This window comes from Microbispora sp. NPDC049633, assembly GCF_040675265.1.
GTDB lineage: Bacteria > Actinomycetota > Actinomycetes > Streptosporangiales > Streptosporangiaceae > Microbispora > Microbispora maris.
The window spans coordinates 1-19,213 of sequence record NZ_JBFAOO010000082.1; the positions used below are offsets into that span (position 1 = coordinate 1).

The following is a 19,213-nucleotide window of genomic DNA, read 5'->3' on the forward strand; positions in this document are numbered from 1 at the left end:
CCATGGCCGCCGCCCACCGGCGCCGGGGCCGGGGCGCGGACCGCCCATGCCCGGTCCGGGACGCGGGCCCGCGGGCCCGGGACGCGGACCGCCGGCGCCCGGAGCGCCGGAACGCGCGGCCGGCGGACGCGGCATGGCGCCGTCCCGGCCGCCGTCACGGCGCGGCTCGCGCGGACCGTCCGCACGCTCGGGACGGTCACCGCGGTCGGGACGACCGCCGTCACGACCGCCCGGACGCGCGGGGCGCTGGCCCATGCCGCTGGCGTTCGAGGAGAACGGGTTGTTGCCCGGACGCGGGCCGCGCGGGCCCGGCTTGGGCCCGCCGGGGCGCGGAGCGCCGCCGGTGGGCGCGCCGGGACCGGCGGGTGCGCCACCCGGGCGCGGGGCCGAGGCCGGCCTGGGACCGGGCTTCGGCGCGCCGGCGCCGGGAGCACCCGGCCTGGGGCCCGCGGCCGCCGGACGCGGGGCGTCCGTACGCGGGGCCTCCGGACGCTGGACCTCCGGACGCGGCGTCTGCGGACGGGCGGCCTCGGGGCGCGCCACGTCCGGCTGGGACACCGGCGGGTGAGGCATCGGGACCGGACGCGGAGCGGGCCGCGGGCCGGGCTTCGGGCCCGGCTTGGCCACCGCGCCGGTGGACTGGGAAACGGGCGCCTGCGGGGCGCCCCCGTTGGCCTGGCTCTCAGCCGGCCTCGGCGCAGGCTTCGGCTGCGCCGGACGGGCGGGCCTACCCCCGCCCTTGGAGGCGTCACCCTTGAACGCCTCAGTCAATTTGCGGACGACCGGCGCCTCTATCGTCGAGGATGCCGACCTCACGAACTCGCCCATTTCGGTGAGCTTGGCCATGACGACCTTGCTCTCGACCCCGAACTCCTTGGCGAGCTCGTATACGCGGACCTTCGCCACTGCACTCCCTAACTCGGCCCGGGAGGCTTGCAGTGCCGCCGGACCGTCGCTACCTGAACGTACTCATCGCCGCGTGCTCATCAGGCGCTCATAGCAATCTGACTCCGCCCATCAACTCGGCGTCCTACATGACAATTTCGTCGTGCCCTGGCTCCCGGAGCCGATACCGAGGGCCAGCGGTAACCATTCACCCGGACCGCCCCGGCGTCAACCCCTCCACGTGAGCCCGCAAGAGCGACGTGTCAAGCGGCCCCTCCACGCGGAACGCGCGAGGGAACGCCCGGCGACGCTCGGCGAGCTCCAGACAGCGCGGGGACGGGTGCAGCGACGCACCGCGTCCCGGAAGCCGTCCTGCCGTGTCGGGGACGATCACGCCCTCGGCCACGACCAGGCGGAGCAACTCGGACTTTACCGTGCGAACCCGGCAGCCCACACACGTTCTCAGCGGGGCTGCCTGGTAACCATATTCCAGCTTACCTTGCCGACGCATCAGCGGGATCAGCAGGTGCCTGCTCGGTGTCCGGCCGGATGTCGATCCGCCAGCCCGTCAGACGGTTGGCGAGGCGGGCGTTCTGCCCTTCCTTGCCGATCGCCAGGGACAACTGGTAGTCGGGCACGATCACCCGCGCGGTGCGGCTGTCGGCGTCGACCACCTCGACACGGGAAACACGCGCGGGCGACAGGGCATTCCCGACGAACTCCGCCGGATCCTCCGACCAGTCGATGATGTCGATCTTCTCGCCGTGCAGCTCCGTCATGACGTTGCGCACGCGCGAGCCCATCGGGCCGATGCAGGCGCCCTTGGCGTTGACGCCGGGCTTGCGCGACCTCACCGCGATCTTGGTGCGGTGGCCGGCCTCGCGCGCGATGGCCGCGATCTCCACCGTGCCGTCGGCGATCTCCGGGACCTCCAGCGCGAAGAGCTTCTTCACGAGGTTGGGATGAGTGCGCGACAGGGTGACCGACGGGCCCTTGGGCCCCTTCTTCACCTGCACGACGTAGCAGCGGATGCGCTCGCCGTGCGCGTACTCCTCACCCGGGACCTGCTCGTTGTGCGGCAGGATCGCCTCGATCTTGCCGAGGTCGACCAGCACCACCCGCGGGTCCTTGCCCTGCTGGATGACGCCCGCGACCAGCTCGCCCTCGCGGCTGGCGAACTCACCGAAGTTGATCTCGTCCTCGGCGTCGCGCAGCTGCTGCAGGATCACCTGCTTGGCCGTGGTGGCGGCGATCCGGCTGAAGTTGGACGGGGTGTCGTCGTACTCCCGCACGACGTCGCCGTTCTCGTCCAGCTCGGCCGCCCAGATGATCACGTGGCCCGTGTCGCGGTCCAGCTCGGCGCGCGCCTTCTGCGCCGCGCCCTCCGTCCGGAAGTACGCGATGAGCAACGCGTCCTCGATCGCCTTGACGACCAGGTCGAAGGAGATGTCCTTCTCCCGCTCCAGGCTGCGCAGGACGCTCATGTCAATGTCCACAAGGCTCCCCCTAGCCCTCGTCGTCGGCGTCGTCGATGTCTTCGTCGACATCGAGGTCCTCGTCAAGTTCGTCGTCGAGCCCGGCGTCGCGCCGGTTGAACTCGACCTGCACCCGGCCGCGCACCAGCTCGCCGTACGCGAGGCGGCGCGTGCCGTCCAGCTCCACGCCGGTCTCGTCGGCCTCGGTCACGCGGCCCTCCGCGGAGGTGCCGTCCCGCAGCTCCGCCTTCACCAGCCGCCCGCGCGCCCGGCGCCAGTGGCGCGGCTCGGTGAGCGGCCTGTCGACGCCGGGAGAGGTGACCTCGAGGACGTACGGGCTGCCGCCGAGCACGTCCACCTCGTCCAGCCGCTTGGAGACCGACTGACTCACGTCGGCCACGTCGTCCAGGCTCACGCCGCCGTCCCGGTCCACCACGACGCGCACCAGCCGCCGGCGACCCGCCGGTGTGACCGTCACGTCCTCCAGGTCGAAGCCCTCGGCGGCGACCACCGGGCCGAGCAGCTCAACCAGGCGGCCGCGTCGAGCGTCGATGCCCATGCCGACCTCCCAATGACCGTGTGGCTGTGACCGTGTGCCTAGCCCGATGTGCCAACAGCCTATCGACACCGGGAGGTGGAAACAGCGCCACACCCGAGCGGCGCTCCGACACGTGCACGATCATCGTGGTCACGGGGCGATGACCACTGGGCGGCGCGCCGTACGATGCTGTGTCGTGAGACACAGCGGCGGGGCACGGGTGACGAGACGCGCGTTGCTGGGCTCCGCCGCCGCGGCCGGTCTGGCCGCGGCCGGCTGTTCCTCGAGCCCTCGGCGACCGGCCGCGCCGGCGTCGCCGGACCCGCAGGCCGTGCTGCTCGCCTCGCTGATCGCCGGCAAGGAGCAGCTGGTGTCGTTGTACGGGCGCGCGGCCGCCGCCCTGCCGGACCGGGCCGCGGCGCTGGAGCCGTTCCGTCAGCGTCACGTGGCCCATCTGCAGGCCCTGCGCGTGCTCCTGCCCGCCGCGAGCGGCACGGGAACGTTCCCCGCGAGCCCCGCGCCGCCGTCCCCGTCCTCGCCCTCGGGGTCGCCGTCGGATGGGCAGGCGGCGGTCTCCGTGAAAGCGCTGAGGGACGCCGAGCGGCGCGCCGCGTCGGCGCGCCCGGCGCAGATGGCCGCGGCCTCCCCCGCTCTGTCCCAGCTCCTGGCGAGCATCGGGGCGTGCGAGGCCGTCCACGTCGTCGCCTTGGGGAGGGTGCGTGACTGAGAGCCCGACCACGCCCGCCGGGTCGCCGTCCGGCGACGTGCTCGGCCGCGTCCTGACCGCCGAGCACGCCGCCGTGTTCGCGTACGGAGTGATCGGCGGGAAGACGAGCGGTGCGCTGCTCAGGCGCGCCATGGCGGGGTTCGACGCCCACCGGGCGCGGCGCGACCAGCTCCGCGCGCTCATCACCCAGCGGGGCGGCACCCCCGCCGAGCCGGTCCCGACCTACCGCCTGCCCTTCGAGGTGCGCGAACCGGCCGACGCGGTGCGCCTGGCCGTGCTGGTGGAGCAGCGGATGATCACCGCCTACCTGGAGCTGGCCGCCGACCCCGACCCCGGCCTGCGGCGGATCGCGGCGCTGACCGCGCAGGAGTGCGCGACCCGGGCGTACGGCTGGCAGCCGAAGATCGGTGACCCGTTCCCGGGCATGGGCCGGGACGGCACCGACTTCGACGTCGCCATCCCCACTCAGGACGCCGAATCCGCCGCGGCGGACGGCTCCGCGGAGACGTCCGGTCAGGAGGCCCAGCCGGAGCCGTCCGCGTCCGACGGCCAGTAGGCGGCGCGGGCCACGACCGGCGTCCGGCGAAAAGGCCGCGCCGCCGCCCCGTGTGCGTCGTGCGCGGGGGACGGCGGCGCCCTGTGTCCGACGATAGGGTGTCCGGCGATCAGGCCCGGCAGGCGGCCAGGACCCGCTCGACGGCCTCGTCCAGCGGGATCTCCTCCTTGGTGCCGGTGACCCGGTCGCGCAGCTCGACCACGCCGCTGGCCAGGCCCCGGCCGACGATCAGCACGGTGGGCAGGCCGAGCAGCTCGGAGTCCTTGAACTTGACGCCGGGCGACACCCCGGGACGGTCGTCCACGAGCACCCGCAGCCCCCGCGCCTCGAGGGTCTCGGCGAGCGTGCTGGCGACCTCGATCTGGTTCTCCTTGCCGGTGCCGACGATGTGCACGTCGGCGGGCGCGACCTCTCTGGGCCACACCAGGCCGAGCTGGTCGTGGCGCTGCTCGGCGAGCACGGCCACCGCCCGGGACACGCCGACCCCGTACGAGCCCATGGTGATGCGGATGGGCTTGCCGTCGGGCCCGAGCGCGTCGAGCTGGGCGGCGTCGGCGTACTTGCGGCCGAGCTGGAAGATGTGGCCGATCTCGATGCCCCGGTCGATCGACAGCGGGTGCGCGCAGCGGGGGCAGGAGTCGCCGGCCCGCACCTCGGCGGCCTCGATCGTGCCGTCGGGCTGGAAGTCGCGGCCCGCGACCACGTGCGCGGCGTGCCTGCCCGGCTCGTTGGCGCCCGTCACCCAGGCCGAGCCCTCCACCACGCGCGGGTCGACCAGGTAGGTGATCCCCAGGTCCCTGAGCACCTGCGGGCCGATGTAGCCGCGCACCAGGCCGGGATGGCGGGCGAAGTCCTCGGCCTCGAAGATCTCCGGCACGCCGGGTGAGAGCGCCGCCTCCAGGCGCTTGAAGTCGACCTCGCGGTCGCCGGGCACCCCGATGATCACTGTCTTGACCTCGTCGGAGCCCGGCGTGCGGACCTTGACGACGAGGTTCTTCAGCGTGTCCGCGGCGGTGATGCCGAGGCCGTGCTGCTCGTTGACGTACGTCACCAGCGACTCGATCGTCGGGGTGTCGGGCGTGTCGAGCACCCTCATGGGCGGCTGCTCGGCGGTGACGGCGGGCGGCGCGGGCGTGACGACGGCCTCGGCGTTGGCCGCGTAGCCGCAGTTGTGGCAGGCCACGAAGGTGTCCTCACCGGTCGGGCAGGGGGCGAGGAACTCCTCGGAGGCCGACCCGCCCATCGCGCCCGACATCGCGAAGCAGATCCTGTAGTCGATGCCGAGGCGCTCGAAGATGCGGATGTACGCCTCGCGGTGCATCTCGTAGGACCGCTTGAGACCGTCGTCGTCGAGGTCGAAGGAGTAGGAGTCCTTCATGACGAACTCGCGGCCCCGCAGGATTCCCGCCCGGGGCCGGGCCTCGTCGCGATACTTCGTCTGGATCTGGTACAGGGTGACGGGATAATCCTTGTAGGAGGAGTACTCCCCCTTCACCATGTCGGTGAACATCTCCTCGTGGGTCGGCCCCAGGAGATAGTCGGAGCCCTTGCGGTCCTTCAGCCGGAACAGCGTGTCGCCGTACTCGGTCCAGCGGCCCGTGGGCTCGTAGAAGTCCCTGGGCAGCAGCGCGGGGAAGAGCACCTCCTGCGCGCCCATCCGGTCCATCTCCTCGCGCACGACCCGCGCGACGTTCTCCAGCACGATCTTGCCGAGCGGCAGCCAGGAGTAGATGCCGGGCGCGACCCGGCGGATGTAGCCGGCGCGGACGAGCAGCTTGTGGCTCGGCACTTCCGCGTCCGCCGGATCCTCACGCAGGGTGCGCAGGAACAGGGTCGACATACGCAGCAGCACGGCTACTCCTTGCTCGTGAGAGGTCTCGCCGGAGGGCGCCTCCTCGGGGCCCGCGACGCGGAACTCCGCGCGGATCCTCGGAGACGACCTGAGAGACGAGACGAAGACGATGTGCTCTCAAGGCTATCGACTCCGGGACCCTCACCGCCTCACGTAAACGACGGCATGCCCGGCTCAGCCGCCGAGCAGTTCCTCCCAGTGCCGGCGCGACCGCCCTCCCGTGCCGACCGGGCCGCCGTCCAGCGCCGCCGACAGCCGCCACAGACCGGCCCTGCTCCGGTGCCGTTCCATGCCGGACGGGTCGATGGCCCGCAGCACGAAGGTCACGCCCAGCACGTTCAGCATCGCCGTCGAGGTGGTCGCCGGGCCCGCGGGGGCCGCCGGCACGCTCTCCGGCCCCGGCTCGCCGATCCGCTCCATGAGCAGCGCCGCCACCTCGGCGGCGTACGGGCCGTCGCGCCACTCGATGTGCCAGGACCGGCCGGTGCCCCGCCACCAGGTGAGGTCGCGGCACGCCTCGAGCGTCTCGGCCTCGCCCGACAGGGCGGCCATGACCCGTCCCAGCGCCTCGTACCTGAGCCCGTCCGGGCCGGAGCCGTGTGGCGGCGCGTCGCCGCCGCCTTCGTCGTGACCGTTCTGCGGGCCGTTGGCCGTGGCCGGTGAGGCCCCGGGCTCGTCCCGCCCCCCGCGGAGTCCCCTCATGTCAGGGAGGGTGCCACCGCCCGGCCTTCTCGTCCGCGGGTTTCCCCGTCTTTTAGCCCCAGAGCCCACGCGCATCACTTTGATCGCGGCCGCCGCTCCCCCGCAACCCCGCGAATCATCACAACACGGATCCGCATGGGATGCACGGCATGGCGTACCACTGGCAGGGCGTGCTCGCGATGATAAAGAATCACAGGTAGAAGCTCCGCCTGTGCCTGGAGGCCATGGTGACACTGCGCGTCGCGATCGTCGGGTCGGGCCCGGCCGGCATCTACACCGCCGAGGCGCTGGTCAAGCAGTCGCGCGGCCCCGTCGAGGTGGACGTCCTCGAACGCCTGCCCACGCCGTACGGGCTCGTCCGGTACGGCGTCGCGCCCGACCACACGTCGATCAAGTCGATCGCCGGCTACCTGCGCAGGGTGCTGGAGACCCCGGGGGTCCGCTTCCTGGGCGGCGTCGAGCTGGGCGCGGACCTGTCCGCGGACGACCTGCTGTCCTGCTACGACGCCGTCGTGTACTGCACGGGCGCGATGGTGGACAGGCACCTCGGCGTCCCCGGCGAGGACCTGCCGGGCAGCGTCGCCGCGACCGACTTCGTCAACTGGTACTGCGGCCATCCGGACGTACCGCCGGACGCCTTCTCCCTCGACGTGGAGGACGTCGTCGTCATCGGCGTCGGCAACGTCGCCGTGGACGTGGTGCGGATCATGGCCAAGAGCGCCGCCGAGCTGCGCGGCACCGACGTGCCCGAGGAGGTGCTCGACCGGCTGGCCGCCTCGCGGGTCAAGCGCATCCACATGGTCGGCCGGCGCGGCCCCGAGCACGCGAAGTTCACCCTGAAGGAGCTGCGCGAGCTCGGCGAGCTGCTGAACGCCGACGTCCTCACCTTTCCCGACGAGATCGCGGTCGCCGACCTGACCACGCTGTCGCGGCAGGTCAAGGGCAATGTGGACGTCCTGCGGTCGTGGTCGGAGCGCAAGCCGGCCGACCGGCCCCGCCGCCTCGAGGTGCGGTTCTGGCTGCGTCCGGTGGAGATCCTCGGCGTGTCCCGGGTCGAGGGCGTACGGCTGGAGCGGACCCGGCTGGAGGACGGACGGGTCGTCGGGACGGGCGAGTTCGAGACCATCCCCGCGGACATGGTGATGCGCTCGGTGGGCTACCAGAGCGTGGCACTGCCCGGGGTTCCGTTCGACCCGGGGACGATGACGGTGCCCAACGTCGCCGGCAGGGTGACGGACCGGCAGTACGTCGCGGGCTGGCTCAAGCGAGGGCCGACGGGCGTGATCGGGACCAACAAGTCCGACGCCGCCGAGACCGTGCGCACGCTGCTCGCCGAGGCGGTGCCGGGCACCGCGACCGCCCGGCTGGACGACCTGCTGGCCGCGCGCGGGCTGAGCCCGGTGACGTACGAGGACTGGCTGGCGATCGAGGCCGCGGAGACCTCGCTGGCCGGCAGCCTGCGGAGGGGCGAGCGGGTGAAGCTGGTGGGCAGGGACGCGATGCTGGGCGCGTGCGGCCGGCTCGCCCGGCCGGGGGGCGCGTCCTGACGGGTGTCCCGGTCAGGACCAGTGGGCCGGCCGGTGGTAGCGCGCGCCGTCGCGGCCGGGCACGAGCTCGGGGAGCTGCGACTGCCGGATGAACGCCTCGCCGAGGGGGAACCAGGCGTCACTGGCGAGACGCAGGCCGTCGGAGCGTCTGCCGGGCGGGAAGACGGCGACGACCCTGGTCTTGCCGCCGCGCCGGGCGTCCACCCGGCGCACCGCTTCGATGGCCGCGCACAGGTCGGAGTCCGCCGACAGCAGCAGCACCATGTCCACCAGGTCGAGGGCGACGTCGCCGACCATCGCGGCTGCCAGCGCGACGTCGGACTGTTTCTCCTCGTAGGTCTTCCAGGAGACGCCGCAGGCCCGGCAGGAGGCGCGCTGCTCCTGGAACCGCCCGAGCACCACCTCGACCCCAAGGGTCTCCAGGGCCGCCTGATAGGTCTGCTGGCGGGCGAGGGCACGGGCGTCGCCCCGGACGGGAGCGGTGAAGTAGCGAACCGCGGTCAGCGTCTGCCCGGTCCTGAGCAGCCGGAGGGCCAGAGCGTGGAGATCCAGCCAGAGATAGCGCCGCCCCCGCAGGGAGCGCAGCCCGTAGTAGAGGTTGAACCCGTCCACGTAGACCCCGACACGCAGGACTTTTGGAACGGGGTTGTCGCGCACCGCCATCATCTCCTAACATGGAGTCACCGCGCCCGCGGCTACGTCCCCGGGCTCTACGGCCCCCGGCAGGGGGCCGTTTCTTTTTCGCTCACCTGTTCGATCGGCTGTTCGAGGAAAAGAATAGCCAACCGAGCGTGGTCGCGCAGCGACGTTGCGTGATGACGTCGCCGTGGCGGGGGTCTCTGCGAGGATCGTCCCCATGGAGACGACGCTGACCGGCCCAGACGGTTCGCCCGCCGGACCGCTCGACGGGCTGCTCGACGGCTTCGCGGGCACCTATGACGAGCAGCTCGCCCGGTTTCCCGTACGGGAACCCGCGTGGCAGCCGGTGCACACCGTGTACGTGCCCGCGGACCGGGTGACGGCGGACATCGTCCAGCAGTGGCGGCACGCCGCGACCGACCTGCTCCACCGGCTCCTGTTCACCCCTGCCGAGCTGGCCGCGTTGTTCGGGCTCGACCCAGACCTGGCTCAGCCCGTGCACGACCGCGTACGCAGGAAGCTGCACGCCGAGCCCATCGAGGACCTGCGGATCGACTTCGAGGACGGGTACGGCCCGCGCTCCTCGGAGGAGGAGGACCGGCACACCGAGTCGGCGGCGGCGGCCGTGGCCGCGATGCACGCTGCGGGCACGCTGCCCCGCCGGTGGGGGCTGCGGGTCAAGTCGTTCGCCGACGGCGACCCCCGGCGCTCGGTGCGCACGCTCGACGGGTTCCTGACCGGCGTCGTGCGGCGCGCCGGCGAGCTGCCCGCCGGGTTCACGGTCACGTTCCCCAAGGTCCTCATGGAGGACTACCTGCGCCAGTTCGCCGGCTGCCTGGAGGCGCTGGAGCGGGCGTCGCGCCTGCCCACCGGCACGCTGCGCTTCGAGATGCAGGTGGAGGCTCCGCAGACCGTGCTCATGCTCCAGCGCTCGGCCGGCCTCGTGCCGTCACTCGGCGGGCGGCTGGCGGCCGCCCACTTCGGGGTGTTCGACTACACCGCCTCGCTGGGGCTGCCGCCGGACGAGCAGCGGCTCGACCATCCGGCCTGCGACCACGCGCGGCACGTCATGCAGACGGCGCTGTCGGGGACGGGCGTGGAGCTGTCGGACGGCTCCCTGGCCGCGGCCCCGGCCTCGGACGCGGCGGCCGACGTGCACGCCCTGCTGCGCAGGCACTCGGCGCTGGTGTCGCACTCGCTGGCGCACGGCTTCTACCAGGGCTGGGACATGCACCCCTCGCACCTCGTCAGCCGCTTCACGACCGTGTACGCGTTCCACCTCGCCTGCTACGAGAAGTACGCCGACCGGGTGCGCGCGTGGCAGGAACGGCGTACGGCCGCCGGAGGCGTGCTCGACGAGCCCGCGACGATCAAGACGCTGGTCGCCGCGCTGGCCCGGGCCGACCGGGCGCTCTGCTGAGATTTGCCGTACCGGCAATATTTCTTGCCGTGTTCACCGGCCGTGCCGCAGTGTTGCGCACAAGCCGAACACAGGAGGCACAGGTGAACGAGAAGTACGACGTCATCGTGGTGGGCGGCGGCGCCGCCGGGCTCAGCGGCGCCCTGGCACTGGGCCGGGCGCGGCGGTCGGTGCTGGTGGTGGACGCCGGGGAGCCGCGCAACGCGCCTGCCGGGCACATGCACAACTACCTCGGCCGGGACGGCACGCCGCCCGCCGAGCTGCCGGCGGCCGGGCGGGAGGAGGTGATCCGGTACGGCGTCGAGGTCGTCGCGGGGCGAGCCGAGACCGCTACGCGGGAGGACGACGGCTTCCTCGTGACGCTGGACGACGGCCGCGCCGTCCGGGCCCGGCGGCTGCTGGTGGCGACCGGAGCCGTGGACGAGCTGCCCGGCGTGCCCGGCCTGGCCGAGCGGTGGGGCCGCGACGTGCTGCACTGCCCGTACTGCCACGGCTGGGAGGTCCGCGACCGGCGGATCGGGGTGCTGGCCACCGGGCCGCTCTCCGTCGAACAGGCGCTGCTGTGGCGGCAGTGGAGCCAGGACGTGGTGTTCCTGGCCCACGACCTCCCCGCGCTGTCCGACGAGGAGGCCGAGCGGCTCGCCGCGCGCCGGATTCCCGTCGCCGAGGGCCCGGTCACGGCGATCGAGGTGACCGGCGACGCGCTCACCGGGGTGCGGCTGGCCTCGGGCGAGGCCGTCGCGCTCGACGCGCTGGTCGTCGCCGCGCCGCTCGCCGCTCGATCCGGGGTGCTGGAGTCGCTCGGGCTCAAGCCGGTCGAGGTGGAGATCGGCGGACACGTCGCCGGCACCCGGATCGCCGCGGACCCGAGCGGGGCGACCGCCGTGCCCGGTGTCTTCGTGGCGGGGAACGTGACGGACGTGCGCGCCGTGGTGATCGCGTCCGCCGCGGCGGGCCTGGCCGCCGGCGCGGCGATCAACATGGATCTCATCGCCGAGGAGACCCGGGAGGCAGTCGCCGCCTACCGGGACCAGATGAGCACGATGATGGAGGAGGCCGCCTGGGAGGAGCGCTACCGCTCCCGGCCGGCGGTCTGGAGCGGGCAGCCGAATCCCCAGCTCGTCGCCGAGGCCGCCGGGCTGCCGCCGGGCCGGGCCCTCGACGTCGGCAGCGGCGAGGGCGCCGACGCGGTCTGGCTCGCCGCGAGGGGCTGGCGGGTGACGGGGGCCGACATCTCCGCCACCGCGCTGGAGCGGGCCGCCGCCCATGCCGCCGAGGCGGGTGCGGACGTGGCGGACCGCGTCGAGTGGCTGCACGCGGACCTGCGCGACCACGCCCTTCCCGAGGGCGCGTACGACCTGGTCTCGGCGCAGTACATGCACCTGCCGGGCGAGGACAGGCGGGAGCTGTTTGCCCGGCTGGCCGCCGCGGTGGCTCCCGGCGGCACCCTGCTGATCGTCGGGCACCACCCGTCCGACCTGCTGACCACGGCGCGGCGGATGCACTTCCCGCAGATGATGTTCACCGCCGAGGAGGTCGCGGCCTCGCTCGACCCGGCCGAGTGGGAGGTCGCGGCGGCCGACGCCCGGCCGCGCACGGCCGTCGACCAGGAGGGACGCGAGGTCACGATCCGCGACGCCGTCCTCGTCGCCCGCCGCCGCGCGTAGAGCGCGTCAGAACCGGTCCACGATGCCGCGCCAGCGCCTGACCCGGTCCGGGTCGACCGGCTCCCGCCACGAGCCCCGTACGGCGCTGCCCACGTGGAAGGCCCGGACGCCGTAGTCGAGCAGCACCGGCACGTGCTCCTCGCGCAGGCCGCCGCCCGCGAGCATGAGCGAGGCGTCGCCCGCCTCGGCCCGCGCGCGTAACACCCCCAGGCCGCTGCCGACGCCCTCGGGCGAACCGGACGTGAGAACGGTCGCCAGGTTCGGCAGCAGCCGTACGGCACGCCAGGCGGCCCGCACGTCGGCGGCGTGGTCCACGGCTCGGTGGAAGGTCCAGGGCAGCGGCGAGACCGCGTGGATGAGCGCGTCCGTCGCCTCCCTGTCGACCGACCCGTCCTCGGACAGGAAACCGAAGACGAAGCCCGCCGCGCCGGCCTCGGCGAGCTCCTTGACGTGGCCGCGCAGCCGGTCGAGCTCGTCCGGCGTCACGGTGAACCCGGCGTTGCAGCGGAGCATGACCATCTGCGGCAGCCCGCACTCGCGCGCGATCGCCGCGACGAGGTCCGCCGAGGGGGTGAGCCCGCCCGCGTCCATGTCGGACACGATCTCCAGGCGGTCCGCCCCACCCTCCTCGGCGGCCACGGCGTCACGCAGGTCGAGCGCGATCACTTCAAGGAGGGATCCCGTCATGGAGTGAACAGTATCCGGTCCCTTTGCGGCACCTCACGGCATCCGCCCTGTTCAGCACTCGATCAACTCGTTGTGGGCAGTGATGTCAAGAACTCTCCGGGCTTGTGCGGCATGTCCCGAGCGGGGGGCCGGCACCACCGGCACCGCCGGCGCGCGGCGATGGGACGACTCGGCCGGGAGCGTTCCGGGAGCGTCCCGCTCGAACAGCGCGCCGGAGGCGCGGTGCGGCAGGTCGACGGTGCGGACGTGGCGGAAGCCCGCCCTCCGGTAGTACGACTGCAGGCGGGTGTTGTCCTTGGCGCAGTCCAGCCGGAGGTGGGGCCGGCCGTGGACGGCGGCCCGCAGGGCGGCCCAGTCGAGCAGCGCCTCCCCCAGGCCCTGTCCCGAGTAGGCCCGGCCCACGGCGAGCTTGTGGACGTAGAGCGCGTCGCCGGGCCGGTCCGCGGGGGTCCAGAACTCCGGGTCGGCGTGGCCGTCCACGGCGATCGTGGCCGCCGGCACCCGGATGCCGTCGCCGGCTTCGGCGTCCTCACCGGCGTCCAGGACGTACATGACCCCCTCGCCGATGAGCGGTTCGATGCGCCCGGCCGGGAAGCCCCCGGCGGGCCACTGCCGCACGCCGAGGCCGTTCAGCCACCCGGCGGTGCGCGCCAGCAGGGTGAGGACGCCCTGCAGATCGGCGGGGGCGGCGCGACGCAGCGTGAGTTCCGTAACAAGATCCAGGGTGTTCGCGGGCATGCCTGATTCCTTTCGTGCCGACGGCGGCGATTCGATCACTGTGAGTGACGGCGGGATGCCGTACAGCGTCCGTCCGGAGACGGCGGGCCGGGTCAGGGCGCGCGGGTCCGGCGCGGTCCCCTGCCGGGGTCAGGACGGGAATCGCGAGAGCGGCCCCCCGGAGGAGGGCCCGGCGGCCTGGGACGCCCGCTCAGCCGAGGGGGCGTCCGGGCCTCGTCAATGACGTTCCAGCTCGTATCGGATCAGATGCTTGTCTGCGGGCAGCACGGACACGGCGACGCGTACGGGCGTGTCGTCGGCGTCGTAGCCGACCCGGGTGTGGACGACGACCGGAGTGCCGGGCTCCTGCTGGAGCCGCGACGACTCGTCCGAGGTCGGCATGCGCGCCGAGAGGTCGTCGATCACGCGGACCTGGAGATGGCCCAGCTCCTCCAGCACCCGGTTGGCCCCGCGCGTGATGTCGCCGGGCCGGGCGATCTCGGAGTCCCCCACGATCTCCAGGGGGAAGTAGGAGTCCAGCGTGTTGTACGGCTGGCCGTCCACGAAGCGCAGCCGCCGGCGCACGACGGCCAGGGCGCCGTCGGCCAGCGCGAGGCGGGTGGCCACGTCCTCGGGTGGCTCGACGATCGAGACCTCGATCCTCTGGTCCGCCGTACGGCCTTCGGAGCGGACCGCGTGGACGAACGTGTCGAACCGCGGCTCCTCCTGGTCGTACGGGAGGAACTCGTCCTGGGGGCGCATGAGGAGGGGGCGGCGCTCGCGTACGAACGTTCCACGCCGGCGCATCCGCAGGATGAGGCCCTCGTTCTCCAACTCGCCCAGTGCCAGCCGTACGGTGTTGCGGCTGACGCCGTGCGCCTCCATGAGGTCGGCCTCGGTCGGGATCTGGTCGCCCGGCGCGAGTTCGCCCGCGTAGATGGCCCTGCGCACCTCAGCGGCCACCTGCTGGTAGAGCGACGATCGTGCCATCTTTCCTCAATCCACCCTTTTGTTCCAACAAATCTAGAGGATCTCGGTCTACCGGGAAACAACCCCTTGACCTGAGCCCACCCAGCCGCGCATTATCCAAACGTTGGTACAAATCCATCCAATGGAGGTGGGCCCCGTGAGGGCGGCCGGTGCGAGAACGCCGAACTCGCTCTGCCGCGCGCCCCGGCTCAGACCAGCAGAGCCCGGACCTGCCAGAGCCCAGACCTATCAGAGCGACGGGAACGACATGTCAGAGCTGTCGGTATCCACCGACATGAGCGCCTTGCGCGGAAATGGCGTGACGTGCCCGAACGCGCGGTACCACCGCACCCCCGAGCGGCCGGACGAGGACGGCCGCTCCCCACGGACTCCGTGCGAATGAACGAGGTCTCGACCCCAACCCTCGCCGGGGTCGAGGTCTCGCGCCGGGGCGGAGCGCGTCCTGGCGGGTCCCCCACGCCCGCCAGGACGCGCCACCGTTAACCGCACAAGGGAATGCATCGGCTCCGGCCCTCCTTGACTTCATGGGGAGGCGACCGAGGAGGCACGTGCGCGATGAGCATCCCTGTGTCCCGGAGGGTCGGCCATGACGGCGCCAGGAGGATCCCGGCCGTCAATCCCCAGCACTTCAGGAACGTCCTCGGCAGGTACGCCACGGGAGTCGTGGCCGTGACAGCGATCGACCCGCGGACCGGGGAGCCGTGCGGCCTGGCCGTCAACTCCTTCACGTCCGTGAGCCTCGACCCGCCGCTGGTCGCGTTCTGCGTATCGGGCGACAGCACGAGCTGGCCGCGGCTGAAGGCCGCCGCGAGCCTGTGCGTCAACGTGCTCGCCGAACAGCAGCGGGAGGCGTGCGAGCGGCTCGCCGCCCCGGGCGGGGACAAGTTCGCGGGTCTGTCGTGGGCCCTGTCCCCCGGCGGCGCCCCCGTGCTGGAGGGCGCGCTCGCCTGGATCGACTGCGTGGTGGACGTGGAGCACCCCGCCGGCGACCACGTGATCGTCGTCGCCCGGGTCACCGGGCTGGACCGGCACGACGACGGCGGCCCGCTGGTGTTCTTCCGCGGCGCCTACGGGGGGTTCCGCTCCTGACGCAGGAACCGACCGGTCGGTATGCTGCCCGCATGACTCTGTTCTCGGTGGAAGGCAAGACGGTCGTCGTCACTGGCGGGTCCCGGGGCATCGGGAAGATGATCGCGCGAGGGTTCCTCGACGCGGGCGCCACCGTCTACATCTCCTCACGGAAGAAGGACGAGCTGGAGGCGACGGCCGCCGAGCTGGGCTGCCACGCCGTACAGGCGGACCTGTCCACCCCCGACGGCGTCGAGGCGCTGGCGCAGGCCGTGTCGGAGCGGGACAGCCGCCTCGACGTGCTCGTCAACAACGCGGGGGCGAGCTGGGGCGCGCCGCTGGAGGAGTATCCCGAGCACGCCTTCGACAAGCTCTGGGACATCAACGTCAAGGGCGTCTTCTTCCTCACCCGCCGCTTCCTGCCGCTGCTGCGCGCCGCCGCGTCGCCCGAGGACCCGGCACGGGTGATCAACATCGGCTCGATCGACGGGCTCCGTGTGCCGTTCATGGAGAACTACGCGTACTCGGCGGCCAAGGCGGCCGTCCACATGCTCACCCGGCACCTGGCCCACCAGCTCGCCCAGGAGTCGATCACGGTCAACGCGATCGCGCCCGGGCCGTTCGAGTCGAAGATGATGGCCTTCGCGCTCGACGACCCGCAGATGCGCGGCGCGATCGAGAGCGGCGTCCCGCTGGGCCGGATCGGCAGGCCCGACGACATGGCGGGCGCGGCCATCTTCCTCGCCTCACGCGCCGGGTCGTACCTGACCGGCGCGGTGATCCCGGTGGACGGCGGGATCTCCACCCACGGGTAGGGGACGGGCATGTGGCAGGTCGCGGTGTGCGGGCCGGGCGAGTGCACCCCCCAGGAGGCCGAGGCGGCCCGCGCCGTGGGCCGTCTGCTGACCGAGCACGGCGCGGTCGTGCTGTGCGGCGGGTACGGCGGGGTGATGGCCGCCGCCGCGGCGGGCGCCCGGGAGGGCGGAGGCGTCGCGGTCGGCGTCCTGTCCGGGCGGGACCGGTCCGGGGCGAGCCCGGACCTCACCGTGGCCCTGCCCACCGGCCTCGGCGAGGCCCGCAACGCGCTGATCGTGCGGGCCTCCGACGCGGTCGTCGTCGTGGGCGGGTCCTGGGGCACGCTGTCCGAGCTGGCCCTCGCCCAGCGGGGCGGCACGCCCGTGATCACTCTCGGCGGCTGGCGGGTCCTCGACGCCGAGGGCCGCCCGGTGCCCGGCCCGGTGGCCGCGGCCGGCCCGGCCGAGGCCGTACGGCTGGCGCTGGCCGCCGCGGGACGGGCGGGCCCGCTCAGCCCTTGAGCATCTCGGCGAGGGTCTCGGCGAACAGGTCCGGCGCGGCCAGCTCGTCCCGCAGGAACAGGTAGGGCTCGGTGAGCTCCAGCTCGATCAGGACCGGCTCGCCGTCCGGCATCCGCACCAGGTCCACCCGGGCGTACAGCAGGTTCGGCGGCACCGCGGCCAGGACCCGCTCGGCGAGGGCGAACTGATCGTCGTCCGGGTCGCGCAGCGTGGCGCGGTTCTCCCGGGTCTCCGCCACGCCCGCGAGCATGGGATGCCGCCGTACGGCGTGGCTGAACTGCCCGCCGAAGTACAGCAGCGACAGCTCCCCCTCCTGCTCGACGGACGGGACGTATGGCTGGACCATGACCGTGCGGCCCTCGGCGAGCAGCTTCGCCGCGTGGCCGGCGGCGGCGTCCCGGTCCGCGGTGCGGACGGTGTCGCGGGCCCCCGCCGACACGGCCGGCTTGACCACGTACTCGTCCCAGCCGGGCAGGTCCGCGCCGGGGTCGCCGCCCTGCGTGGGCCAGTGTGTGGGGACGGTGGGCACGCCGAGCGTCCGCAGGTAGGTCTTGTCGGTGTTCCACTCGATCACCGGCGCCGGGTTGAACAGCCGGGTCACCGACTCCACCCGGTGGGCCCACGCGACGAACTCGTCACGACGGTCGATGTAGTCCCACGGGGACCGCACCACCGCCGCGTCGAAGTCCGACCAGTCGACGCGGGGGTCGTGCCAGTTCACCGGTGCGCCCTCGATGCCGGCGCCGAGCCAGGCGGCGAGGGCGATCTCCCGCTCGTCGTCCAGCTCGGCCGCCGGGTGATCAGTGGTGACGTAGGCGACCTTCATGACGCTCCCATCCGCATGTCATCGGTGACCAATGCTATTGGGCACGTCAGGTGAGCCCGGCCAGCACCTCCGCCGCCGCCTGGCCGCAGACCCTGGCGGCGCCGTGCGTGGCGATGTGGACCGCCCCGAGGTCCGTACGGCCCGGCAGCCCCATCTCGACCACGACGCCGTCCGGTCGGGCGGCCAGCAGGCGCTCCAGCAGGTCCGTCTGCCAGAGGTGGCGGTGGGCGTCCCGCACGACGATGACGAGGGGCCGGTCGGCCGCCTGGCTCAGCACCGTGCCGGCGACGCCGTTGTGGACGTCGCCCTGCCGCAGCCGGGCGACCGTGGTGCCGGGCAGCAGCTTGCCGAGCGGCTCCCCCGCGCCCCAGGGCATGCCCTTGTCGATCGCGAGGTTGGTCTCCGGCGCCAGCTCCACCACGTGCGGGGCGCCGGCCAGCGGCAGCACGCCGTCCGCCCCGCGCAGGGTCACCCGTACGGCCCGGCGGGCGGCGACGAGCCCGATCTCGTCCTCGCGGTCGTCCGGCGGCGGGGCCTGCGCCTGCCAGGCGGTCAGGGCGCGCACCCGCGCGGCGGCGTCGGCGAGCCGCTCCTCCGACAGCCTGCCCTCGGTCACCGCGTCCGCGACGGCGTCGCGGATGTGCTCGTGGGTCGCCTCGTCGGCGTTCTCCCCGCCCACGCAGACCGCGTCGGCCCCGGCCGCCACGGCCATCGCGCTCGCGCCGCCCAGGCCGTACCGGCCGGAGACGGCGGCCATCTCGATGCCGTCGGTCACGATCAGGCCCTCGAAGCCCAGCTCCTCCCGCAGCAGGCCGGTGAGGATGCGGGGGCTGAGCGTGGCCGGCAGCTCCTCGTCGTACGCCGTGACCAGCAGGTGGCCGGTCATGATCGAGCGCACGCCCTCGCCGATGGCCACCCGGAACGGCCACAGCTCGACCTCGGCCAGCTCCTCCCGGGAGGCCGGGACGCGCGGCACGCCGTGGTGGGAGTCGACCGACGTGTCGCCGTGCCCGGGGAAGTGCTTGGCGCAGGCCGCCACGCCGGTGGACTGCAGGCCGCGGATCCAGGCGGCCGTGTGCCGCGCGACGACCAGCGGATCGGCGCCGAACGACCGCAGGCCGATGACCGGGTTGTCCGGGTTGGAGTTGACGTCGGCGGCCGGGGCGAAGTCGATGTTCACCCCCGCGGCCCGCAGGTCGCGGCCGATGTCGCGGGCCACCCGCTCGGTAAGCTCCACGTCGTCCACGACGCCCAGGGCGAAGTTGCCCGGCCGCGAGCTGCCCGTGCGGGCCTCGAGTCTCGTCACCTCCCCGGCCTCCTCGTCAATGCCGATCAGGATGTCGGGGTTCTCCGCGCGCAGAGCCGAGGTCAGCGCGGCGAGCTGGGCCGGGGTGTCGACGTTCCGGGAGAACAGCACCACACCGGCGAGCCCGCCGGCGAGCCGCCGCCGCACCCAGTCGGGGGCGGTGGTCCCGGTGAAGCCGGGCAACAGGACCGTGTCGGCAAGACGGAGCAGGTCAGGGCTTCGCTTCATGCTGCGCCCACAAGGCATCGCTCAGGCATGCCCCGCAATCTAATAGGAAAGTTTCCTATTTGCTAGG

The 19,213-nt window shown here is 73.1% G+C and carries 20 protein-coding genes and 1 pseudogene; 8 read left to right on the forward strand and 13 right to left on the reverse strand.

Annotated features, from left to right (window positions below; translation table 11 throughout):
• The 5 genes and pseudogenes from AB0J39_RS21425 to rimP all read right to left on the reverse strand — a co-directional run.
• Positions 1-185 (reverse strand): hypothetical protein (locus AB0J39_RS21425; protein WP_363467424.1); only part of this gene is annotated, 185 nt, incomplete at its 3' end.
• Positions 186-765: 580 nt separating this feature from the next.
• Positions 766-906 (reverse strand): annotated as a pseudogene (locus AB0J39_RS21430) (translation initiation factor IF-2 N-terminal domain-containing protein); the annotation flags it as partial.
• A gap of 187 nt (positions 907-1,093) precedes the next feature.
• Positions 1,094-1,396: a YlxR family protein gene (locus AB0J39_RS21435; RefSeq protein WP_363467352.1), complete on the reverse strand. Its 303-nt coding sequence runs from the start codon at positions 1,394-1,396 to the stop codon at positions 1,094-1,096.
• Positions 1,380-2,369 (reverse strand): transcription termination factor NusA, encoded by a 990-nt coding sequence (gene nusA, locus AB0J39_RS21440; protein ID WP_211591473.1) that lies wholly within the window; start codon positions 2,367-2,369, stop codon positions 1,380-1,382. Before nusA ends, AB0J39_RS21435 begins: the two co-directional genes overlap by 17 nt.
• Positions 2,370-2,391: 22 nt before the next feature.
• Positions 2,392-2,919 carry a ribosome maturation factor RimP gene (gene rimP, locus AB0J39_RS21445; RefSeq protein WP_363467355.1) on the reverse strand — a complete coding sequence of 176 codons (528 nt, stop codon included), beginning with the start codon at positions 2,917-2,919 and terminating at the stop codon, positions 2,392-2,394.
• 175 nt (positions 2,920-3,094) lie between these two features.
• On the opposite strand from rimP, the gene AB0J39_RS21450 reads away from it, so the two are divergent.
• Together AB0J39_RS21450 and AB0J39_RS21455 are read left to right on the forward strand one after the other, a co-directional pair.
• Positions 3,095-3,625 (forward strand): hypothetical protein, encoded by a 531-nt coding sequence (locus tag AB0J39_RS21450; protein WP_363467358.1) that lies wholly within the window; start codon positions 3,095-3,097, stop codon positions 3,623-3,625.
• Complete coding sequence (locus tag AB0J39_RS21455) at positions 3,618-4,181, forward strand: ferritin-like domain-containing protein (protein WP_363467360.1); 564 nt, start codon at positions 3,618-3,620, stop codon at positions 4,179-4,181. Before AB0J39_RS21450 ends, AB0J39_RS21455 begins: the two co-directional genes overlap by 8 nt.
• A 109-nt stretch (positions 4,182-4,290) precedes the next feature.
• Here the strand turns inward: AB0J39_RS21455 and AB0J39_RS21460 are convergent, their stop codons facing one another.
• Complete coding sequence (locus tag AB0J39_RS21460) at positions 4,291-6,033, reverse strand: proline--tRNA ligase (RefSeq protein WP_363467362.1); 1,743 nt, start codon at positions 6,031-6,033, stop codon at positions 4,291-4,293.
• A gap of 174 nt (positions 6,034-6,207) precedes the next feature.
• Positions 6,208-6,735 (reverse strand): hypothetical protein, encoded by a 528-nt coding sequence (locus AB0J39_RS21465; protein ID WP_363467364.1) that lies wholly within the window; start codon positions 6,733-6,735, stop codon positions 6,208-6,210.
• 224 nt (positions 6,736-6,959) lie between these two features.
• On the opposite strand from AB0J39_RS21465, the gene AB0J39_RS21470 reads away from it, so the two are divergent.
• Complete coding sequence (locus AB0J39_RS21470; protein WP_363467367.1) at positions 6,960-8,282, forward strand: FAD-dependent oxidoreductase; 1,323 nt, start codon at positions 6,960-6,962, stop codon at positions 8,280-8,282.
• Between the two features lie 12 nt (positions 8,283-8,294).
• Here the strand turns inward: AB0J39_RS21470 and AB0J39_RS21475 are convergent, their stop codons facing one another.
• The gene (locus AB0J39_RS21475; protein ID WP_363467370.1) at positions 8,295-8,939 is read right to left on the reverse strand and encodes an NYN domain-containing protein; all 645 of its coding nucleotides are present in this window, start codon (positions 8,937-8,939) and stop codon (positions 8,295-8,297) included.
• Between the two features lie 199 nt (positions 8,940-9,138).
• Between AB0J39_RS21475 and AB0J39_RS21480 the strand changes: the two genes are divergently transcribed.
• Together AB0J39_RS21480 and AB0J39_RS21485 are read left to right on the forward strand one after the other, a co-directional pair.
• Positions 9,139-10,341 carry an aldolase gene (locus AB0J39_RS21480; RefSeq protein WP_363467373.1) on the forward strand — a complete coding sequence of 401 codons (1,203 nt, stop codon included), beginning with the start codon at positions 9,139-9,141 and terminating at the stop codon, positions 10,339-10,341.
• 83 nt (positions 10,342-10,424) lie between these two features.
• A complete protein-coding gene (locus AB0J39_RS21485; RefSeq protein ID WP_363467376.1) occupies positions 10,425-12,008 on the forward strand; it encodes an FAD-dependent oxidoreductase in 1,584 nt (527 codons plus the stop codon).
• 6 nt (positions 12,009-12,014) lie between these two features.
• Here the strand turns inward: AB0J39_RS21485 and AB0J39_RS21490 are convergent, their stop codons facing one another.
• From AB0J39_RS21490 to AB0J39_RS21500, 3 genes are all read right to left on the reverse strand, one after another.
• On the reverse strand, positions 12,015-12,695 hold the full coding sequence (locus tag AB0J39_RS21490) for a copper homeostasis protein CutC (RefSeq protein WP_363467378.1): 681 nt from the start codon (positions 12,693-12,695) through the stop codon (positions 12,015-12,017).
• A gap of 51 nt (positions 12,696-12,746) precedes the next feature.
• The gene (locus tag AB0J39_RS21495; RefSeq protein WP_363467380.1) at positions 12,747-13,433 is read right to left on the reverse strand and encodes a GNAT family N-acetyltransferase; all 687 of its coding nucleotides are present in this window, start codon (positions 13,431-13,433) and stop codon (positions 12,747-12,749) included.
• A gap of 216 nt (positions 13,434-13,649) precedes the next feature.
• Positions 13,650-14,402 (reverse strand): GntR family transcriptional regulator, encoded by a 753-nt coding sequence (locus AB0J39_RS21500; RefSeq protein WP_363467382.1) that lies wholly within the window; start codon positions 14,400-14,402, stop codon positions 13,650-13,652.
• A gap of 555 nt (positions 14,403-14,957) precedes the next feature.
• Here AB0J39_RS21500 and AB0J39_RS21505 point away from each other — a divergent pair.
• From AB0J39_RS21505 to AB0J39_RS21515, 3 genes are read left to right on the forward strand one after another with little or no spacing between them, the layout of a single operon-like run.
• On the forward strand, positions 14,958-15,491 hold the full coding sequence (locus AB0J39_RS21505) for a flavin reductase family protein (RefSeq protein ID WP_363467384.1): 534 nt from the start codon (positions 14,958-14,960) through the stop codon (positions 15,489-15,491).
• A gap of 32 nt (positions 15,492-15,523) precedes the next feature.
• Complete coding sequence (locus tag AB0J39_RS21510; RefSeq protein WP_363467386.1) at positions 15,524-16,285, forward strand: SDR family oxidoreductase; 762 nt, start codon at positions 15,524-15,526, stop codon at positions 16,283-16,285.
• 9 nt (positions 16,286-16,294) lie between these two features.
• On the forward strand, positions 16,295-16,786 hold the full coding sequence (locus AB0J39_RS21515; protein ID WP_363467389.1) for a TIGR00725 family protein: 492 nt from the start codon (positions 16,295-16,297) through the stop codon (positions 16,784-16,786).
• Here AB0J39_RS21515 and AB0J39_RS21520 read toward each other — a convergent pair.
• Entirely contained in the window at positions 16,776-17,612 is an 837-nt protein-coding gene (locus tag AB0J39_RS21520) for a hypothetical protein (protein WP_363467392.1), read from the reverse strand. The two genes, AB0J39_RS21515 and AB0J39_RS21520, sit on opposite strands and share 11 nt — an antisense overlap.
• Positions 17,613-17,658: 46 nt before the next feature.
• Positions 17,659-19,146: a glycoside hydrolase family 3 protein gene (locus AB0J39_RS21525; RefSeq protein ID WP_363467395.1), complete on the reverse strand. Its 1,488-nt coding sequence runs from the start codon at positions 19,144-19,146 to the stop codon at positions 17,659-17,661.
• Positions 19,147-19,213 lie beyond the last annotated feature (67 nt).